At 44.7% G+C, this 17134-nt stretch carries 18 protein-coding genes; 11 read left to right on the top strand and 7 right to left on the bottom strand.

The window, feature by feature from the left end; translation table 11 throughout:
- Window positions 1-10: 10 nt before the first annotated feature.
- The 4 genes from AZI87_RS16705 to AZI87_RS16690 all read left to right on the top strand — a co-directional run bounded on the left by AZI87_RS16705 (window position 11) and on the right by AZI87_RS16690 (window position 5290).
- The gene (locus AZI87_RS16705) at window positions 11-1705 is read left to right on the top strand and encodes a HEAT repeat domain-containing protein (RefSeq protein ID WP_063209359.1); all 1695 of its coding nucleotides are present in this window, start codon (window positions 11-13) and stop codon (window positions 1703-1705) included.
- A 53-nt stretch (window positions 1706-1758) separates the two neighbouring features.
- Window positions 1759-3540: a M23 family metallopeptidase gene (locus tag AZI87_RS16700; RefSeq protein ID WP_063209357.1), complete on the top strand. Its 1782-nt coding sequence runs from the start codon at window positions 1759-1761 to the stop codon at window positions 3538-3540.
- Window positions 3541-3633: 93 nt separating this feature from the next.
- Complete coding sequence (locus tag AZI87_RS16695) at window positions 3634-4422, top strand: substrate-binding periplasmic protein (RefSeq protein WP_063209355.1); 789 nt, start codon at window positions 3634-3636, stop codon at window positions 4420-4422.
- Window positions 4423-4465: 43 nt separating this feature from the next.
- A complete protein-coding gene (locus tag AZI87_RS16690; RefSeq protein WP_063209353.1) occupies window positions 4466-5290 on the top strand; it encodes a TfoX/Sxy family DNA transformation protein in 825 nt (274 codons plus the stop codon).
- On the opposite strand, the gene AZI87_RS16685 is transcribed toward AZI87_RS16690, so the two are convergent.
- Together AZI87_RS16685 and AZI87_RS16680 are read right to left on the bottom strand one after the other, a co-directional pair.
- Entirely contained in the window at window positions 5291-5554 is a 264-nt protein-coding gene (locus AZI87_RS16685) for a hypothetical protein (RefSeq protein WP_063209350.1), read from the bottom strand. It abuts the gene before it with no gap.
- Window positions 5555-5574: 20 nt separating this feature from the next.
- A complete protein-coding gene (locus AZI87_RS16680) occupies window positions 5575-6165 on the bottom strand; it encodes a TetR/AcrR family transcriptional regulator (protein ID WP_063209348.1) in 591 nt (196 codons plus the stop codon).
- Between the two features lie 170 nt (window positions 6166-6335).
- On the opposite strand from AZI87_RS16680, the gene AZI87_RS16675 reads away from it, so the two are divergent.
- The 3 genes from AZI87_RS16675 to AZI87_RS16665 all read left to right on the top strand — a co-directional run bounded on the left by AZI87_RS16675 (window position 6336) and on the right by AZI87_RS16665 (window position 9620).
- Window positions 6336-7379 (top strand): MBL fold metallo-hydrolase, encoded by a 1044-nt coding sequence (locus tag AZI87_RS16675; protein WP_253696949.1) that lies wholly within the window; start codon window positions 6336-6338, stop codon window positions 7377-7379.
- An 82-nt stretch (window positions 7380-7461) separates the two neighbouring features.
- Window positions 7462-8514 (top strand): P1 family peptidase, encoded by a 1053-nt coding sequence (locus tag AZI87_RS16670; protein WP_063209344.1) that lies wholly within the window; start codon window positions 7462-7464, stop codon window positions 8512-8514.
- Between the two features lie 8 nt (window positions 8515-8522).
- Window positions 8523-9620: a 2-methylaconitate cis-trans isomerase PrpF family protein gene (locus tag AZI87_RS16665; protein WP_063209341.1), complete on the top strand. Its 1098-nt coding sequence runs from the start codon at window positions 8523-8525 to the stop codon at window positions 9618-9620.
- Here AZI87_RS16665 and AZI87_RS16660 read toward each other — a convergent pair.
- The gene (locus AZI87_RS16660; RefSeq protein WP_155722603.1) at window positions 9617-10417 is read right to left on the bottom strand and encodes a S1 family peptidase; all 801 of its coding nucleotides are present in this window, start codon (window positions 10415-10417) and stop codon (window positions 9617-9619) included. The genes AZI87_RS16665 and AZI87_RS16660 overlap by 4 nt on opposite strands.
- A gap of 307 nt (window positions 10418-10724) precedes the next feature.
- Between AZI87_RS16660 and AZI87_RS16655 the strand changes: the two genes are divergently transcribed.
- Both AZI87_RS16655 and AZI87_RS16650 read left to right on the top strand, forming a co-directional pair.
- Window positions 10725-11210, top strand: coding sequence for a VOC family protein (locus AZI87_RS16655; RefSeq protein WP_063209337.1), 486 nt, complete (start codon window positions 10725-10727; stop codon window positions 11208-11210).
- Window positions 11211-11213: 3 nt separating this feature from the next.
- On the top strand, window positions 11214-11582 hold the full coding sequence (locus AZI87_RS16650; protein WP_063209335.1) for a hypothetical protein: 369 nt from the start codon (window positions 11214-11216) through the stop codon (window positions 11580-11582).
- A 126-nt stretch (window positions 11583-11708) separates the two neighbouring features.
- Here the strand turns inward: AZI87_RS16650 and AZI87_RS16645 are convergent, their stop codons facing one another.
- Window positions 11709-12137 (bottom strand): nuclear transport factor 2 family protein, encoded by a 429-nt coding sequence (locus AZI87_RS16645; RefSeq protein ID WP_081112259.1) that lies wholly within the window; start codon window positions 12135-12137, stop codon window positions 11709-11711.
- A gap of 215 nt (window positions 12138-12352) precedes the next feature.
- On the opposite strand from AZI87_RS16645, the gene AZI87_RS16640 reads away from it, so the two are divergent.
- Window positions 12353-13675, top strand: coding sequence for a BspA family leucine-rich repeat surface protein (locus AZI87_RS16640; protein WP_253696966.1), 1323 nt, complete (start codon window positions 12353-12355; stop codon window positions 13673-13675).
- Window positions 13676-13708: 33 nt separating this feature from the next.
- On the opposite strand, the gene AZI87_RS16635 is transcribed toward AZI87_RS16640, so the two are convergent.
- Window positions 13709-14134: a hypothetical protein gene (locus tag AZI87_RS16635; RefSeq protein ID WP_063209329.1), complete on the bottom strand. Its 426-nt coding sequence runs from the start codon at window positions 14132-14134 to the stop codon at window positions 13709-13711.
- A gap of 379 nt (window positions 14135-14513) precedes the next feature.
- Between AZI87_RS16635 and AZI87_RS16630 the strand changes: the two genes are divergently transcribed.
- Window positions 14514-15302, top strand: coding sequence for an HRDC domain-containing protein (locus tag AZI87_RS16630; RefSeq protein ID WP_172795534.1), 789 nt, complete (start codon window positions 14514-14516; stop codon window positions 15300-15302).
- Between the two features lie 188 nt (window positions 15303-15490).
- On the opposite strand, the gene AZI87_RS16625 is transcribed toward AZI87_RS16630, so the two are convergent.
- Together AZI87_RS16625 and AZI87_RS16620 are read right to left on the bottom strand one after the other, a co-directional pair.
- Window positions 15491-16090, bottom strand: a complete 600-nt coding sequence (locus AZI87_RS16625; protein WP_063209325.1) for a hypothetical protein — start codon at window positions 16088-16090, stop codon at window positions 15491-15493.
- Window positions 16091-17011 (bottom strand): hypothetical protein, encoded by a 921-nt coding sequence (locus tag AZI87_RS16620; protein ID WP_063209323.1) that lies wholly within the window; start codon window positions 17009-17011, stop codon window positions 16091-16093. It lies immediately after the preceding gene.
- Window positions 17012-17134: the final 123 nt, after the last annotated feature.

Here is a 17134-nt window from a genome sequence, read left to right as displayed (position 1 = left end):
CTATTCAAAAATGAAATTCAATGCCCTTCGCTATTTGATCTTGCCGTGGTTTGTACTTTTCTGTTCGATTATCGCGGCTTTGGTTTTAGATGGTACTGTCATTCGCTTTCTTCCCTTCGTTTATGAATATTACTTGGCACTTATTGGTGCGGGGGCCGCGATCTGTCTTTATTTTAATTTCCGGACTCTGACAAAAGCAGGAATCTGGATTGCGCATTCTTTGCCCACTTACTTAAGAACAAATCCTTGGTGGTGGTTTGCTCGCGCGGCAGTGGCCATTGCATTTGCTTACATTATTTATGGAATGGGAAAAGCAGATTGGGCTCCAGTCGTTTGGCAGGCGGCGGTGATTCCCGTTGTCTCTATGATCTGTCTTTTCTTCGCCATCCGCAGTCTGATGGGTCCTGTCCTTGTGTGGTGTTCACGCGTCGCTTTCAGCCGTATCTCAGCGTTTATCCTGAGCTGGCCCATTTTTCTTTTAGTTCCAATTGTGGCTTTATTCTTAGGAAGAACGATTTCAACAGCCTATCGCGAAAGTCGGCCCGATTTTGCGTTTTCTCAAAGAACCCTGATTCCGTCAGAAGAATCAGATCAGGCAAGCTCTTCGGAAGAGGCAACATCAGCTCACGCGATTCAAGCGTCCTCCCCTATCGCTATCGAACTTAAAAATGCCGTCGAATCCGGTGAATCCTGCAACGACAAAAATAAACTCGTGCAAAGAACTTTAACTGCGCAAGGTGATGCCGACTCGGTTTACTGGGCCATCAAGGCCGTGGGGTGCACCGAGATGAAGTCTGTTGTCGGACTGCCAAAACTTGCCGACATTATGCTAAAACATCCCAACTCTGTCGTGCGTGCAGCGGCGATCAGCCAAATGATGAAGTTTGGTGCAGCGAATGTGAAACAGATCGGCTATCTTTTAGTGAAACGCATTACTGATAAAGAACCCCTTCCCGTCATTGAGGCTTCTTCTTTGGTGATGTTGAAGCTCGGTGAAGAAGAGCGTGCTTGGGTTAGCAAAAGACTGACAAATCTTTTAGACACGCCGAAGACCAGTGCTCTGGCTTCAAAGATTTTAGTTTCTGAATTAAAAAAAGAAGACGTCGTTAATAATTTCGTCGCGACAAACTTGTCCGTAGAAAGTTCAGAAAAAGATCTCGCGATTAGCATGGTGTGCTCTTTGCCAGAAAAAGCACGTCACTTCAATGAAGAACAAATCAATGTCATTGTTGCCTCGATCAAAACGGGTGAAGCCGATGATCCTGCCGTAAAAGCACTAGAATGTCTTGGACCTGTTGGATTGACAGCGTTGCAAAAGGAGATCTTTGCCCCGCAACAAACAGATAAATCGTTAGCGGCGCGAGCCTTCGCTGAAGTTGAATGGAAAGACAGTAAAAGCGTTCTTGAAACAGCCAGTTCTTGTGTGCATGACAAAGAAAACGGTGTGCGCGAATGGTGCAGTCAAGCTTTAGGTCAATCTGGAGCCCCAGCGATTCCAAACATTTTGAAACTTCTAAAATCAGATGATGAAACAATGAAAGCTGTGGCAACACGCGCCCTCAGTTTTGTCGATGATCCCGCCGCAAAAGATAAGTTGATGGAAGAGCGTTCTAAAAATTCAGGTTGGATGGCCAACAAGAAAAATTTAGAATGGGCTCGTGCCATTGATCACGCCTTGGTTAATATGGAAGTATCTCAACACTAGACCTTACGCCTTTGCGAAGCTCCTCCTATCTTTGATTTTGGAGGAGGAGCTCTATGAAAGCCCTAAACGCCCTGATCGTCTGCATTCTTCTTCTTTCGACATCTTCGACTTTCGCAGAAAAAAAAGTAAATCTTCGTGGCATCTATGACGTCAAAATCTATAAAGGCCCGGACCGTCTTTACGAAGATCATGACGAACATGTCGCCACAGATCCAGGCCCCCCTGCGCCGCCCGATAAAAGCCTCCCGGATGACAAGGGACTTTGTACCTCCCCACGCGTCGCCAGTGATTGCTGCAACTATAAAATCTTGGATACGGTCGCCAATAAAGAAGTGACGTACAAAGGCCCCAAGTCTGTTTTTTCAAACGAAACCACCGCCAGAAATTGGGCCGCAAAACTGCACCCACAACTCCCCTTCTTTTTGCCTTTTGACGGCAATGAAGTTTCTTTGATCCAAGGCTGGTATTACGACAGCGGTGAAGCACATTCGGGAATTGATTCTTGGAGAGATTCTGTTCAAGCCGGGACGGATGTTTCTTTTGATGTCGTGGCTGTAGCTCCAGGGCGCGTTGTTACAAAAATTTGGGACAACTGGTTTGGCAATGTTGTCGTCATCGAACACGTGGCAAAAGACGGATCGAAATATCGCAGCATGTATATGCATTTAAGAAATGGATACACTCATGATATCAATGCCGCCAGTGCCATCATCGCTTTAGATCCCAATGCCACCGACAGTTTCGCAAAGTATGTGCGTTACACAAAAACTCACACCAGCAATCTTTACTGGGGTGAGGAATCTCACGCCATCGCGGTGAATGTCGGCGACTGGGTTAGCACTGGACAGTACATCGGCAAATCCGGCAACACCGGCGCCGGCGGCGTCGGTACGGGGCTGAATGACGACGGCACACCGATGGATTCTGTGCGCGCCAACAACCACCTGCACTTTATGTTAGCGGTGCCCAGTCCAAAAAATACCACTGAATGGGTTTTTCTGGATCCGTTCTCGGTCTATGCCCAGATGAACACAGGTTGTTATGCTCCGCTAAAAACAATCAACTTCCCTCGATTCTTCGCCCCCTACTTTCCTGATTTTCACAATGTCAGCTGGAGCCTTGTAGATTTTTACAAAGGCTATTACACGAACATGGGGTTGGGTTTACAAAGCCTGAGTGTTTACAACTCGGGGGGCTCCGTAAAAGCAGCCGGCACTTTTGATGATAAAGTGGGTTTTCCATGGGCCGCAGAAGGCTGGTTGAGTGCCAACGAGTTTAATAAAGCTATTCACGCTTATGATCTTAAAGGTCTGCTACCTCGCGAACTGCAAGTTCAAGTGCATAATGGACAACCGCGATTTACTGCCTTGTGGAAAAAGAATGCAGACCGCCTTCCCTACTATGTGTTTACAAATATGAACGATGCCGACTTCCAAACGAAGTACAATTACCTGGTGACTAATCAAGGATTCCGAGTGGAAGATTACGTCTCGTATCCTGTCGGAGGCACTCGCCGTCACGCGGCGGTTTTCGTACAAGATGGTTTGGAATTTCAGATGACCTATGGACTGGATCATCAGCAGTATTTAACAAAATCCAGCGAACTTCTTTTACAAGGTTGGAAAAGCACATCTCTCACAGCCGCCACCTTTTCTAAGGGAGATCGCTTCGGAGGCGTTTGGATGAAAATGCCCGGAGAATGGATCGCCGTCGTGGATATGACAAGCGATGTCTATCAAAGCAAGTACGACGAGATGAGCAATCAGGGATATCGCTTGTGGAAAGTTCAGTCTTACGGAGCGGGAGGCAAATTCGGCGCGATTTGGACAAAGTAATTCATCGCGCCTGTTCCAAGTGATTTCGCCAGAAATTTTAATATTACAGAGTCTTAAGAAGACTCTGTCGCACTCTTGTTAGAAAACAAGGGCATGCGTACTTTGATTTTTCTTTTGTTCCTAGCGATTCTTTCCTCCACCTGTAAAGCCGCTATTCCAAAAATTATGGTGGAGGACTCATGGCCTCCGTTTGCATTCAAAAAACAGGGAAAGCCCGCGGGCCTTTCGGTAGATCTGGTGCAAGAAGCCTTTCGTTTGGTGGATGAAAAACCGCAACTGGTGCAAGTTCCTTATCCAAGATGCCTGGCTTTAACGGCGGCCGGGAAATTCCCCGCTTGTTTTAATTCCGCTCACAGTTCCGAGATGAATAAAGATTTTCTTTTTCCTAAAGATTCTTTATTTAAAAGCCGCGGTCTCATCGTCACAAATTTATCACCCCTCGCTCGCGAGAAGATTGGTAAAGTCACCGATCTGGAAGGTCGAAGTGTGGCCCTGCCTACGGGTTTTCCGTTCGGTCCGCAATTTGATGAAAATAAAAAGATAAAAAAAATTTTTACGGCATCAGACTATAACAGCTTGCGTATGCTTAAAGCCAACCGTGTTTCCTTTATCGCTATCGACGAATTCGTGTACTACTATCTGCTGAAAGAAAATCCAGAGTTTCGCAATTTTTCGATCCTTCTACTTCTAACCGAAGAAGAAATTTTCGTCCACTTTGCCAAGAATGACGAAGGCCGTCTTCTATTAAAAAAATTTGAAGTGGGCCTTGCTAAACTAAAAAAATCCGCGCGCTATCAAGAAATATTAGAGTCCTGGATCGGCCCAATGAAAAAAGAGCAGGAACAAATCTTAACGAGCTTACCGGAAGCACCACCACTTTAAAAACCCCTTTGACCCTTTGGCGATTTTATTTGAAAATTGCTTTATGGCAAAGGAACCGCAAGAACTGAAATGGATAGAGAGCTTACTTCCTGAAGGCGATTATCGCAGAAAAGCGATGTTCGGCGGTTTTATTTACTATATCGAGGACAAAGCCGTTCTTCTTATTTTTGAAAGCGAAGGCGGCAGTCGCACTTACAAAGGAAAAAAGTACGACTTCGATCTATGGAATGGCTGCATGTTCCCGGTGGATAAAGAGTTTCAAGAACAGGCTCTGCAACGCTGTCCATTTTTAATTCCTCATCCAATTTTACCAAAGTGGCTTTATCTTCCGGTGCACACCGAGCATTTTGACGAACTTGCAACCGAAGTACTTAAACAAGTATTACGTCCGCATAGTTTTTGGGGAAGCATTCCCAAATCAAAATTAAAAACCAAGAAAGACCCTTTTCGCGGAATTCCCGACAAGATGGACACCACCCGTCCACGTATGTTTACAGACGAACCTGCAGAGGAAGTCCTGAAACGCGCGAAGAAAATTTCCGACCTAAAAAACCTAGGTGCGGAAAGCGAAAAACATTTTCTGAAGGCGGGAATAAAAACCCCGCAACAGTTCATTAAACTAGGTTGGAAGAAAACCCTTCTAAAATTGATCGCAATGAATCCGAAACATCGCCACAGCATTTATGCCTACGCGCTTATCGGAGCACTCACGAATAGAGAATTCAATCTGATCTCTCAGGCTGAAAAAGACGAGGCGCGCAGCTTTGTGCAAGGTCTAGCAAAAAAAGAAAAGGAACTGAAGAAGAAGGCCTTGGCTAAGAACACTCCCAAGAAAGTCACAAAAAAGAAGACAGCGAAAAAGAAGTAGTTATTCCGAAGAAATCCGTCGAATCGCGTTTTGTGGAATCTTGGTGCCATCGGACATCACCATGTATTCAATCTTATTTTCGGTAACAAAGTCTGTGATCTTTCCGCGGCAGGTTTTCACCTCTTCATGCGGCCCACCGTACGTCACCGTCACCTCATAAGATCTAACTGAGATTGTTTCCAATTCATCGGTGAAATCGCAAGTGATCTTTCCCTCAGGTGGTTTTAGGTCAATATGAATTTTTTGGTCCGATTTCCATTTCATAGCATTTTACCTAACTAGATTTAACAAAACATCTTAAAGAAGAACTCAACTGTCATCTTTTTAATGTTCTTAACGTCGTTAGCCGACACTTTCTTCATTCCAAAAAGCACTGGATAGAAAAGCTGACCTTTGATGAAAGCATGCATCTGCTCTGCAATAACCTCATTCGAAATCTTCGCTTTGATTTTTCCATCCTTTTTAGCCGATTCAATCCATTTTAAGAATTTCGTTTCCGACTCATTGAACTTCGCCAGATGTTTTGCGCTCAGCTTTTTACCCTTCATGACTTCACTTAAAACGATGCGAGCTGTTGTTAAATACTCTTCTGAAGTCAGAAGCTCGGCTTTTTTTTCAACGAGGTCTTTTATTTGTGATTCAAGACTTTCATTTTTTGAATAGACTATGGCAGGGCCTCCGCAAGCGACCTCCACCAGCTCTAAGACCATGTCATCAAAAACCGCCTCTTTGGTCGGATAATACTTATAAAGAGTTCGTTTTGAGACCTGAGCGCCCTTGGCAATGTCTTCCATAGAAGCGGCATCCAATCCCCACTTCATAAATTCGGCAACGGCGGCGTCCTTGATTTTCTTTGAGATTTCTTCTTTTAACATACCCCTGATTTTACATGGGTTTTTGTGAAAGTAAACGCTTTCGTTTACTTTTCTGTTGAAAACAGTCCGCATTCGCCCTAAAGTAAACACAACCGTTTACTTTGTGAGGTTTTATGAAAACGGCGTCCGTTCTTCTCACTTTGTTTATTGCCTTTGTAGGAGGCTTTTATATGGTAGGCTGCGCTGCATTTGGAACCCGTCCCGGAAAAGAATTTCAAGAAAAATTCGCTCAATCGCCGAATTACGATAAGAATGAAAAGGTCTTCGTCAACCGTCAGCAAGAAGCCATTAAAGAAATGCGCAAGCGCGCGATGTCTTTTTCGACTTTCAAAGAATGGTTTAGCAAGGGGGAAAATCGCACTCCGACCCAGCCCCTTCCCGAAGTGAAGCCAGACTTGGCCGAATTCTTAAAACCTTCGGACCATTTAAAAACAATCTGGTTCGGTCACTCCACGTTTCTATTGAATATGGATGGCAAAATTATTTTAGTGGATCCTGTTTTTTCAGGAAGTGCCGCGCCTTTTTCCTTCATGGTAAAACGATTCCAAAAAACTGTTTTAGATCTGAGTGATTTGCCAGAGATTGATTACATCGTGATCTCACATGACCACTATGATCATCTCGACATGACTTCCATTCAGTTCTTCATAGATAAAAAGGCCCGATTCTTAACTCCCTTGGGAGTCAGCTCTCACCTTGTCGGTTGGGGTATTGAATCTTCGCGCATCACGGAATTGGATTGGTGGCAAAAACACAGCGTGGATGGAATTGAATTTATCGCCACACCCGCTCAACACTTTTCAGGGCGCACCGGCCTTAAGGATAATGAAACTCTTTGGGCTTCGTGGGTGTTAAGAAGTGATAAGCACAATGTTTATTTTAGCGGAGACTCTGGATACGACGTCCACTTTAAAGAAATCGGTGAAAAATACGGTCCCTTCGACATCGCTTTCCTAGAATGTGGTCAATACAATGAAAAGTGGAAGGAAGTGCACATGCTTCCTGACGAATCCATGCAGGCTTACGTAGATCTGAAAGCGAAACGCTTTTTTCCCGTTCACTGGGGCATGTTTGTCCTGGCGTTTCATGCCTGGAATGATCCCATTTTGAAGTTGCAAGAGGCTTCAGTATCTAGAGGGATCAACTTAGTCACACCTCGTCTTGGACAAATCGTCTCCGTGAATGACGATTATAAAAATGAAGCATGGTGGTAGTTACGCGTTCCAAACTAATTTTAGATTGATCCCTGCGCCGGGTAGACATTAGCATCAAAGCTCTCAACCAAGGAGTATGATGATGAAATACAACTTCCGTCCCGGCGCTCGCAATCGCATTACAGATGTTGACTCTATTCGCGTCGGCCAAGCTGAAGATCAAAAAGCTTGGAGTGGTGTTTCCGTGATCCTGTTTGATAATCCCGCAGTGGCCGCGGTTGACGTGCGCGGTGGTGCTCCGGGTACGCGTGACACCGATGCCTTAAATCCAAGCTGTCTCGTGGATCGTGTGGACGCTATCGTCTTAAGCGGTGGCTCTGTTTTCGGCTTGGGTGCTTCCTCTGCAGTTACAGATACATTGGCCTCCCGCGGAATTGGATTTCCTATCGGAACAGCTCGCGCTCCGATTGTTCCAAGTGCGGTGCTTTTTGACTTACTCAATGGCGGCGATAAAGGCTGGGGAGAAAAATCCCCTTATTGGAACCTGGGACGTGCCGCTCTTGATGCTGCGTCTTTAGATTTTAAATTGGGTTGCGCGGGAGCCGGTTACGGCGCCAAAGCAGGACCTTTCAAAGGCGGACTAGGAAGTGCCTCTTCCGTTTCTGGTGACGGTTTACAAATCGGCGCTATCGTCGCCGTCAACTGCGTGGGTACGGCGGTGATGCCGGGCCAGTCTTCTTTCTGGGCGTGGCCTTTTGAACAAGCGAATGAAATGGGCGGCCAACCGATTCCAACATCTGCCATCGATTTTAATTCAGCCGCAGAAGCGTGGACAGGTTCGCCGTTAGACAGTCTGACAAATCAAGCCGGAGAAAATACGACTATCGGAGTCGTCGCCACCAATGCTCGCCTGACAAAAGCCGAATCGCAACGTGTAGCGATCATGGCTCAAGATGGATATGCCCGCTCGATCCGCCCGGTGCACACGCCATTTGATGGTGACACTGTTTTTGCGGCATCAACGGGAACCTGGGGCGCTGACATTCAAGAACGCGCAGACCTCGTGAATCGCATCGGCCTTGTCGCTGCGGATTGTTTAGCTCGCGCCGTCGCTCGCGGAGTTTACGAAGCAACTGCCTTAGGCGCCCTACCGGCTTATCGCGATGTTCACGGCAAAAATCTGCGAGTAAAGTAAAGGCTTCTATGTCTCTTCTTTCTTTTCCCTGCACTTATATGAGGGGCGGCACCAGCCGCGCCTTGATCTTTAATGAAGACGACTTACCGAAAGATCGCGCCCAGTGGGACGAGATTTTTTTAAGCGCTCTAGGAAGTCCCGATACTTACGGCAGACAGCTTAACGGCATGGGTGGGGGCATTTCATCACTCTCAAAAGTGGCTATACTGAAACCCTCCTCGCGTGATGATGCCGATGTCGACTATACTTTCGCGCAAGTTTCAGTGACGGAAAGAAAAGTCGACTACAAAGGCAATTGCGGCAATATCAGTTCAGCCGTTGGGCCCTATGCTGTTTTTAAGAAATGGGTTTTGCCATCGAGCTCTGAAGCTCACGTGAGGATTTATAATACAAACACTCAAAAAGTGATTCACGCCTACTTCCCTGTTAAAAATGGCGAAGTGGCTTTCACGGGAGATCTTGAGATTCCTGGAGTCAGCGGAACAGGCGCGCCGATTCGTCTTGAGTTTCAGGATCCAGGCGGAGCGACAACAGGAAAACTTCTTCCGACTCACAAGACACGGGACATTTTGAAATTATCCAATGGAAAGTCATTGGAGGTTTCAATGATTGATGCGGCGAATGCCTGTGTGTTTTTAAAAGCCTCAGACCTTGGCCTTCGTGGTGATGAGTCCACAGCGGAACTTGATCAACCAGAGCTTCTCAAATCCTTTGAAAGCATTCGCTTAGAGGCCTCCGTGGCGATGGGCATTGCTGCAAGTATTGACGAAGCAAAAAAATCTATCGCCATTCCCTATTTAGGTTTGGTGGCTCCTCGGTACTCACCCGACATGGATTTTTCTTTGCGCGTGATTGCCAGCGGACAACCTCACAAGGCCTTGCCCTTAACGGTGTCGTTGTGTGCGGCCGTCACGGCGAAACTTCCAGGAAGCCTGATTCATGAAACACTAGAAAATAAAAACCTCGATGAAGTCCGCATCGGCATGCCTTCAGGTGTATTAACTTTGAATGCGAAGGTGGAAGAACGAAACTCGCAGTACGTGGCTTTGAGTGGAAGCTTTTATCGTACCGCAAGAATTCTTTTTGAAGGACGTGTTTTCGTTTAGTTAATAGATCCGAAATCTCGAAGGACTTTTTCAATCCACGGAAGATGGAAGTCGATACGAGTGTAGATCACCGTGCCATCGCAAACATGACGTCTTTCCTTCGTCGTGCGAACTTTGCTTGTAACGCCAAAAACTTTCAGTTCGCCATTTTCATTTGTATAGGCAGGACCGCCTGAGTCACCGTGGCAACTACCGGTATCATCGGACTGGTCGAACTGGATTTCATCTTGTCTGTAGAAAGGCTTTAAGATTTTAAGCTGAGTTTTGCGAAGTGTCCCTTCACCCATTTTCATTTTTGGAAGACTGCGACCATATCCGGCAACGATGATTTTCTTACCCGCAGTCAGAACAGAAAAATCATTTAAAATACGGATCGGTCTATAGCCTGAAGGGAGGCTGCCTGCGAATTTGATAAGGGCGATGTCACGTTCTGGACCGAAGATGATTGTGTTCGTGTAGTGAGGCTCACGAAGAGCTTCGACCACCTTACGCGAAACCCCTTTAGAAATTTTTGTCCCGAACCTGATTTCCATATCCGACTTGGAACCCACCAAACAATGACCGGCAGTCAGCACGACATTTTTTGCAATCAAAGTCCCCGTGCAAATGGCTTTTTTCTGTGTGCTATAAATGCCCACGGTCGATTGAGCCATGCGCTCGTCACTATCGACTTTCTCTCCTCCAAATATCCCTGCACTCGCATCTGAAATGACAACGCTGCCATCATCCGCTGAAGGTGCACAGCCTACGAAAAGCCCCATAGTTAACAGTACTAAGAGTTTTGCCAAAGTCTTCAAAGGAACCGCCTTTACATCCTTTTAAAGGCGGTTCCTTATTTTCAACAGTGAAACTTATGTCATCGGTAAAAAAGAATCTGGTGTCTAAATAATGGTCCTAATGGAAACGCGTGGAACAATGCTGGCCGCGAATTACAACAAGTCCTCCAAAGATCTTTAGAGCGTCTAGCTCTCTGCATTTAAGCAAGATGAGTTTAAAACTTTATCTTTTTAAGACACCTAAGGTTTGGATAAAGAATTCCTTGTTGACAAAGTTTACATACCAAATAGTATGTAACAAAAGATCACTTTTAAGATTGGAGGATTTATGAAGCCCTTTGGTATTTGCCTTTGGTTTGATTCTGAAGCTGAGGACGCTGCAAAGTTTTACACTTCTATTTTCAAAGATGGTCGCATCGGGACAATTGCCCGTTTCGGTAAGGAAGGTTTTGAACATCACGGAAAGCCCGAAGGATCTGTCATGACCGTGGACTTCACTGCGAACGGACAAAAATTTGTCGCCGTGAATGGTGGACCCATTTTTAAGTTCAACGAATCCATCTCCCTGATGGTTTATTGCGACACACAGGCGCAGATTGATGAATACTGGGAAAAACTAATGGCTGGTGGTGGAAAACCTCAACAATGTGGCTGGCTGAAAGATAAATTCGGTCTTTCTTGGCAGGTTGTTCCTACGATCATGGACGACATGCAAAAGGATGGAACACCAGAGCAAGTCAAACGCGTGATGGCCGAAATGTACAAAATGGTGAAGTTCGATATCGAAACTTTAAAGCGTGCTTATAAGGGATAATCCATGAAAACATTTTTAGCCGTCTATTTAGGAACTGAAGAATCCACTCATCAAAAGTGGAAGTCGTTAAATGAAAAAGAAAGACACGATCGCGAAAAACAAGGTGTCGAAGCCTGGATGAACTGGGGCAAGAAACATCAGCTCGCGATTAAAGATAACGGAACCCCGCTGGGAAAAACAAAACGCGTGGATGCCAACGGCATTTCTGACACTCGCAATAATCTTACGGGGTATGTGATCGTAGAGGCGCCTAACGCTGAAGAAGCCGCGAAGATGTTCTTAAATCATCCGCATTTCACGATCTTTCCCGGAGATAGCGTTGAAATCGTCGAGTGCTTGAATTTAGAAGAAGTGATGAAAAAGAAAACGTAATATAAATTCACTGCCACGGTGGCTGTGAATTTAAGGTTTAGGGCTGTTCAATCTATTTTCGTCCGTAAGGAACGGCTCTGAAACCCACGCGGCTTTATCCTTGTCGTCTATATATAGCCCATGGAGCTATTTCGAAGAGTCCCTGACCCCAGCCCACTCTAAGGCCTGTTCGTTTTTTAAGTACGAACGCATCTGGATGATCTTTTCACCGCGGAAAGCAAAAACATCAGCGACATGTCCGTCGATCCATTCTGTTTTATTTTTCAACCTTACGTGAACATGCACAAATACAACGACCTTATCGCCGGCGACAAGAAAGCGCTCGGGATGACAGCTCCCTTCGGCCCACGTCGCACGGCCTGAGGTGATATGCGCTTTCATTTCGTCAAGTCCACGGTAAGTTCCACCCGTCGGTAAGTCTTCAAATTCAACGCGCTCAATGTTTGGATCAAAAAGCTTCATAGCTGCAGATATGTCATTGTTATTGAGTGCCTCATAGAAGGCTTTAACAGTTTCAACCTCGGGCGTCCGCATTGAATTTGGATGTGTCGACATGGCAACCTCGCTAATTCCTTAATGATGGTCGAAAAGGCTCTTAGGATCATCAGAAAAAAGTGCATCAACGCAACAGCTGATGAAGGACCGGGGGTCTCAGTATGAGGCGGTAATGCAAGGTACATCGCATGCTGGCTTGGTAATTCAAGGGAAAGTCTTAGCTATCCGAAGTATATCTCATGAATGTTCGGGGACGTAACTTAACAAGGTTCGTGATGGTCCTGTTTTGCTTTTTGGGGCTGACAGGATGTATCGGGAACATAACGGCCAATAGCTGGAAAACAGATTTATCTTCTGTCACTCCACCGCCCCTGCCTGCACCTTCCATCGTCATTACCGGACCCGCCATTTCTTCTGGCAGCAGCGCGACCTCTTTCGTGTACACGGTGACCTACACCGATGCGACGACGATCAATCTTACCAATGCAGATATTATTTTAGGCGGAACTGACTTCGCAGGCTGCAATGCTGTTGTGACAAATGGGACTACGGCGACCGCCACCGTCACTGTGTCAGGTTGTACGGGCGACGGCACCGCGAATATTTCAATAGCCGCAAACACCGCTCAAGATGCTGACTGCAACCAAGCGCCGGCTTACGGCCCCTCTTCCAACGCCAACGTCAAAAACTCTTTCATCGTTATCTTTAATACCAATAATACCGAGGGAGGTTCGTCGGCAAACACGGATGCCAGTTTCCCTTTGGCCGATTGGATCGGATACGACTTCGAAATTTCTTGGGGTGATTCTTCAACTCAAACGGTGAATAGCCCTGCCAGCGGAGGCCGCGTGATCACGCACACGTACGGTGCCCCAGGCATTTATGAAGTGAAAATGAAAGGGAGTAATCTTCCATGGCTGCAATTCTGTAGCGGCACTGACAAACTAAAAATCGTCGACGTCAAGCAATGGGGCCCCAATGCCTGGTGGAAGATGGAGTTCATGTTCGCAAACTGTAAGAATGTGCAGATTTCCGCAACAGATGCTCCCGTCTTAACGTCGCTCGCAAGTGGCTTCCGCGGACTTTTCCAAGGTGCTACGAATTTTAATAGTGACATCAATCACTGGACAACGACTGCCGTCACCGACATGAGTGATATGTTTGCCGGAGCAACGGCCTTTAACAAGCCTCTTGGCAATTGGGATGTTTCTAACGTCACAGATATGAGCGCGATGTTCGGCAGCGCCGTGGCGTTCAACCAAAATATCAGCACCTGGAACACATCTAACGTGACCGACATGGCATTTATGTTCTTCGAAGCAAGCTCCTTCAACAGCCCGCTCGCAAAATCAGGCAGCTCTTGGGACACGTCGAAAGTCATTTCAATGGCAGGAATGTTCGAAGACGCCGATGCCTTTAACCAAGACATCGGCAATTGGGTTTTCACCGGAAGCATGACGAACATGGATCAAATGTTCTTAAATGCGGATTCATTCAATCAGAATCTGAGTACCTGGGCTCTTCCCGCAGGTGTCAGTCACAACTTGTTTGATATGGGCGCTGCTAGTTGGGTTTTAGGGAAGCCGACGTTTCCTTAATATTAGCGATTCGATTTACAACAGACCTCGAACTTAGTTGCAGTCCCCTACTACTTGTCCAACACCGTGAATACTGACTTTGCCAGAATTATTGTGCATCACAACTCGAAGCACTTCGTAAGAAACCATTTCACCTTTAAAAACTTTGGCACCGTTTTCACATTGACCCTCCCAGTAAATATTCAACTGTTCTGGCTCAATATTTTTATAGCCGCTTGAATAGTCGATACCAGGATGAGTGAAGACCAACCGGAACGTAGGAAACGCACTAATTCCGTCACGACCATATCCAGTGCTAGAAAATGTTTCGTAAGGCTGGATGGTTATTCTTTTCCCAGGCTCGTTGTCCAAAGATAAGGTAGTAGACGCGATGAAATCTTTAGTGAAAGACATCGTTCCTGCAAAAGCCGAAGAAGATGTCGCCATGATGATCACAAAAGTTGAAATTAGATTCTTCATGTTGCTCCTATAAAAGATCGCCTTGGTATCGCAATGACTCCAAGAAATCAGATGTATTTTATATAAGCCAATTCCATACCACCAAAAATTGCTCACCGTCTAAGCAAAACGGGCAAAAGGAAACCATTTCATCTGGAGGGGACCGCACAGGTGTACGAGGGAAAGTACGAAATCAAAAACTAAAATTGCAGAGACATCTGTCGTATCAAAACCAAACATATCTGTATGATGTCCCAAGTAATTACATTTCCTCGTTTCATATCAGAAAAAATCTGCCTTAAAGTCAAAATACTATAAATAAAGTTTATTTATATCTGAAAAATGTCGATCAGCTATTATGCGCTGGTTTCTAATAAAGCTGAAAAGATTCCTTGTGAACATGGCTCGAACACTGACGATCGTCTGCGCCGTTGCAATGGTACTTATTCCAGGTACGAGCCTAATTTCAAAAATTTTCTGGGTGAGTTTGGCAACCTTGAGTGTTGCTGTTCCGTTGTTGAAACTTTTTAGAGGCAAGAGAAGCGATAGAGGTGGCTATATCTTTGCTCGAGGGGCTAACGAATATGAACACAGGCTCATTGCAAAAAGAGTTTTGAAACGGGATCTATTTCCCAATGAGGTTGTACATCACATAAATGGAAAAAGATCTGATAACACATTAAGAAATCTGTGCGTAATGGACCGACATCAGCATGAATTATTTCACGCTTGGCTGGACTGGAAAAAGAAGAAAAGCGGCCGATACCCCACATTTAAAGAACAAAAACGTGTATTATGCGAGGACTACAAAGGCTATCTTTTGGAAGCGCCATCTAACTTTAACTTTAGCTTTAGAACTAATAAATACTCCCCAGTTAGGCGCACATTTGTCGTTCAGACGTCTGTGAATAGCAACCACAGATACTCAGAAGATTATTCTCAGAAACTTTTTTCCGATTTGAGGCAAGAAAGGAACCGACTTGCTATAGAGCAAAACATTCCCGCCTATTTAGTATTTAAAAACTTCACTCTTGAAGAGATGGCTCGGCAAATGCCAGATGACGCCGCATCAATGGCAAACATAATTGGTGTAACATCAGAAAAACTTCGCCTTTATGGTGATCACTTCCTAGCGATAATTTGGAAACATAGGACAAACCAAGACCTAAATAAGAAAAGATCAGTTTAGGTTTGAGAAAAGTGGACCTTACGACTTAAACCAACCTATGGACTACAAACCCACAAATAAAAAAAGGAAGCTCAAGGCTTCCTTTTGATTTCCATCGTTGTAGGGTCGGCCATTTTCGCTAAAAAATGGCGGAGCGTATGGGACGAGTTTAGAACTCAATTGCAACTAGAGGAAAACCATCTTTAGCCTTAATCCATCTCAGTAAGGATTTTATTGGCCATAATAGCGACGATGCGCAGCAGTACATATCCATTTGTAATAACTAATCCATAAACGGTCCACGAATAGATAAATGATATAACCGGTTGACCCTTCATGTATCCGATATCGAAAAACCATGGAATTAAGTCTGAACAAACTATAGGCTGAATGCATAACAAAACAATGATTCCCAAGGACAAAACAATACATAATGAATTTGAAATGAATAGTAGTTTCCTGACCGTTCCACCGGCCTTTGAAAGCACATATTCAGTCGAGAGGTACTCTTGATCTGAAACTTCAGCGGTGGCCTTCGCTGTGATTGTGGCACCTGGTTTAAGAAAATCTAAAAATGGAGCATACGACGCAACAAGAACGCTTAAAAAAATCCCGTGAATGGTCAATAAATTCTCCGAAGTTGCTGTTGAAATATTCCCATGAGACATCAGAGCAACGCAAAAACTCATTATAATCGGTAGAGCAATGAAGCAGAATTTCTCTGATCTAGGATAGATTCCATTATAATTCTCTTTAACGATTCTATTATAATGGGACAGGATTTCAAAAGGCGCAGAGAACACTTCCATTCAAATTACCCCTAATCTTCTTAAAACTTTTAAACTACCCACGCCTTCTTTATGCAGTGACTCGAGAGTTGGCACACCTGCAACCATTTCCAGACGACCAGTCATATCTTCTGACGTACTATATTTAAATTCTCGGTTAATTTTGAGCGTCTTATTCTTTCCAAGAATATCAATGTCCAATTTAACTTCGGTATTATATTTATCCGCATTTTTTAGCGAAATTACCGGATTTATTTCATCCAATACTGTTTCAGCAACATTCTCTGATTTAAATATCTTACTTAAAATTCCCTGTTTGGTAGCGGTGTTCATCGTTATCGATGCTATTTTTTTAGCTCTGGAGCCAATAGTTTTGTTTGTTTTTACTTTTGAAGGCCGCTCAAAAGCGTTTACCGTTATACTGTTTAGAAAAACTTCATCCTGCGCCTTTAGATTAAACATAACAGGCTCTATTTCTAATATAAATTTTGGCGCAATTTCGCGAAAGATCGTAGTAATTCCATCCTGGACAAGACTTGATATTCCATCCGCCCCAATGCTATGCAATATCATCGCTCCGGTCGTTGAATTTGGTGGAATGAAGATCAGGTAAAAATGTTTTTTAATAGGCCCCTCATTTTCACTCATGTTATAGGTAACTTCTCCATCTTTATGAGCAATATCTTGCTGCATTCCATAGTTACCGTATTGAATTATCCCGTAGAATAGATTGTTCGCTTGATCCTCTTTCATTATATCCTTACCGGACATGGACTTTTTAAGCTCATCTTTAGCGAACTCATTCATGTTTCCAAAGTATGTTTGCATGATCGGGAAGAGATCCCACTCTTCATCACCAAATTTACGGATGATGACATTACCCTCTTTGCGTTTTTCTTTTACTCTGATCGTGTAGTAGTTAAAAAAATGTGAATTTGCCATTCATTCCTCCAAGAGGTATAACGGCTATATACAGTTATGAGTTTAATAAAATCAAACAATTGCCGATTTGTTGTGCAGTTGGCCGTCTTGCGCCAGACCTATATCTAGCAAGAGAAGCACAAT

Origin of the sequence: Bdellovibrio bacteriovorus (assembly GCF_001592745.1) — a bacterium.
Classification (GTDB): Bacteria; Bdellovibrionota; Bdellovibrionia; order Bdellovibrionales; family Bdellovibrionaceae; genus Bdellovibrio; species Bdellovibrio bacteriovorus_B.
The sequence above is the reverse complement of the archived record's forward strand: the minus strand, read 5'-3'. Positions and strand labels throughout refer to the sequence as shown.

Bases quoted from the DNA above. Each gene is read 5' to 3' on its own strand.
- AZI87_RS16705 (WP_063209359.1), top strand. From the start codon at position 11: ATGAAATTCAATGCCCTTCGCTATTTGATCTTGCCGTGGTTTGTACTT.
- AZI87_RS16700 (WP_063209357.1), top strand. From the start codon at position 1,759: ATGAAAGCCCTAAACGCCCTGATCGTCTGCATTCTTCTTCTTTCGACA.
- AZI87_RS16695 (WP_063209355.1), top strand. From the start codon at position 3,634: ATGCGTACTTTGATTTTTCTTTTGTTCCTAGCGATTCTTTCCTCCACC.
- AZI87_RS16690 (WP_063209353.1), top strand. From the start codon at position 4,466: ATGGCAAAGGAACCGCAAGAACTGAAATGGATAGAGAGCTTACTTCCT.
- AZI87_RS16685 (WP_063209350.1), bottom strand. From the start codon at position 5,554: ATGAAATGGAAATCGGACCAAAAAATTCATATTGACCTAAAACCACCT.
- AZI87_RS16680 (WP_063209348.1), bottom strand. From the start codon at position 6,165: ATGTTAAAAGAAGAAATCTCAAAGAAAATCAAGGACGCCGCCGTTGCC.
- AZI87_RS16675 (WP_253696949.1), top strand. From the start codon at position 6,336: ATGGTAGGCTGCGCTGCATTTGGAACCCGTCCCGGAAAAGAATTTCAA.
- AZI87_RS16670 (WP_063209344.1), top strand. From the start codon at position 7,462: ATGAAATACAACTTCCGTCCCGGCGCTCGCAATCGCATTACAGATGTT.
- AZI87_RS16665 (WP_063209341.1), top strand. From the start codon at position 8,523: ATGTCTCTTCTTTCTTTTCCCTGCACTTATATGAGGGGCGGCACCAGC.
- AZI87_RS16655 (WP_063209337.1), top strand. From the start codon at position 10,725: ATGAAGCCCTTTGGTATTTGCCTTTGGTTTGATTCTGAAGCTGAGGAC.
- AZI87_RS16650 (WP_063209335.1), top strand. From the start codon at position 11,214: ATGAAAACATTTTTAGCCGTCTATTTAGGAACTGAAGAATCCACTCAT.
- AZI87_RS16645 (WP_081112259.1), bottom strand. From the start codon at position 12,137: ATGTCGACACATCCAAATTCAATGCGGACGCCCGAGGTTGAAACTGTT.
- AZI87_RS16640 (WP_253696966.1), top strand. From the start codon at position 12,353: ATGGTCCTGTTTTGCTTTTTGGGGCTGACAGGATGTATCGGGAACATA.
- AZI87_RS16635 (WP_063209329.1), bottom strand. From the start codon at position 14,134: ATGAAGAATCTAATTTCAACTTTTGTGATCATCATGGCGACATCTTCT.
- AZI87_RS16630 (WP_172795534.1), top strand. From the start codon at position 14,514: ATGGCTCGAACACTGACGATCGTCTGCGCCGTTGCAATGGTACTTATT.
- AZI87_RS16625 (WP_063209325.1), bottom strand. From the start codon at position 16,090: ATGGAAGTGTTCTCTGCGCCTTTTGAAATCCTGTCCCATTATAATAGA.
- AZI87_RS16620 (WP_063209323.1), bottom strand. From the start codon at position 17,011: ATGGCAAATTCACATTTTTTTAACTACTACACGATCAGAGTAAAAGAA.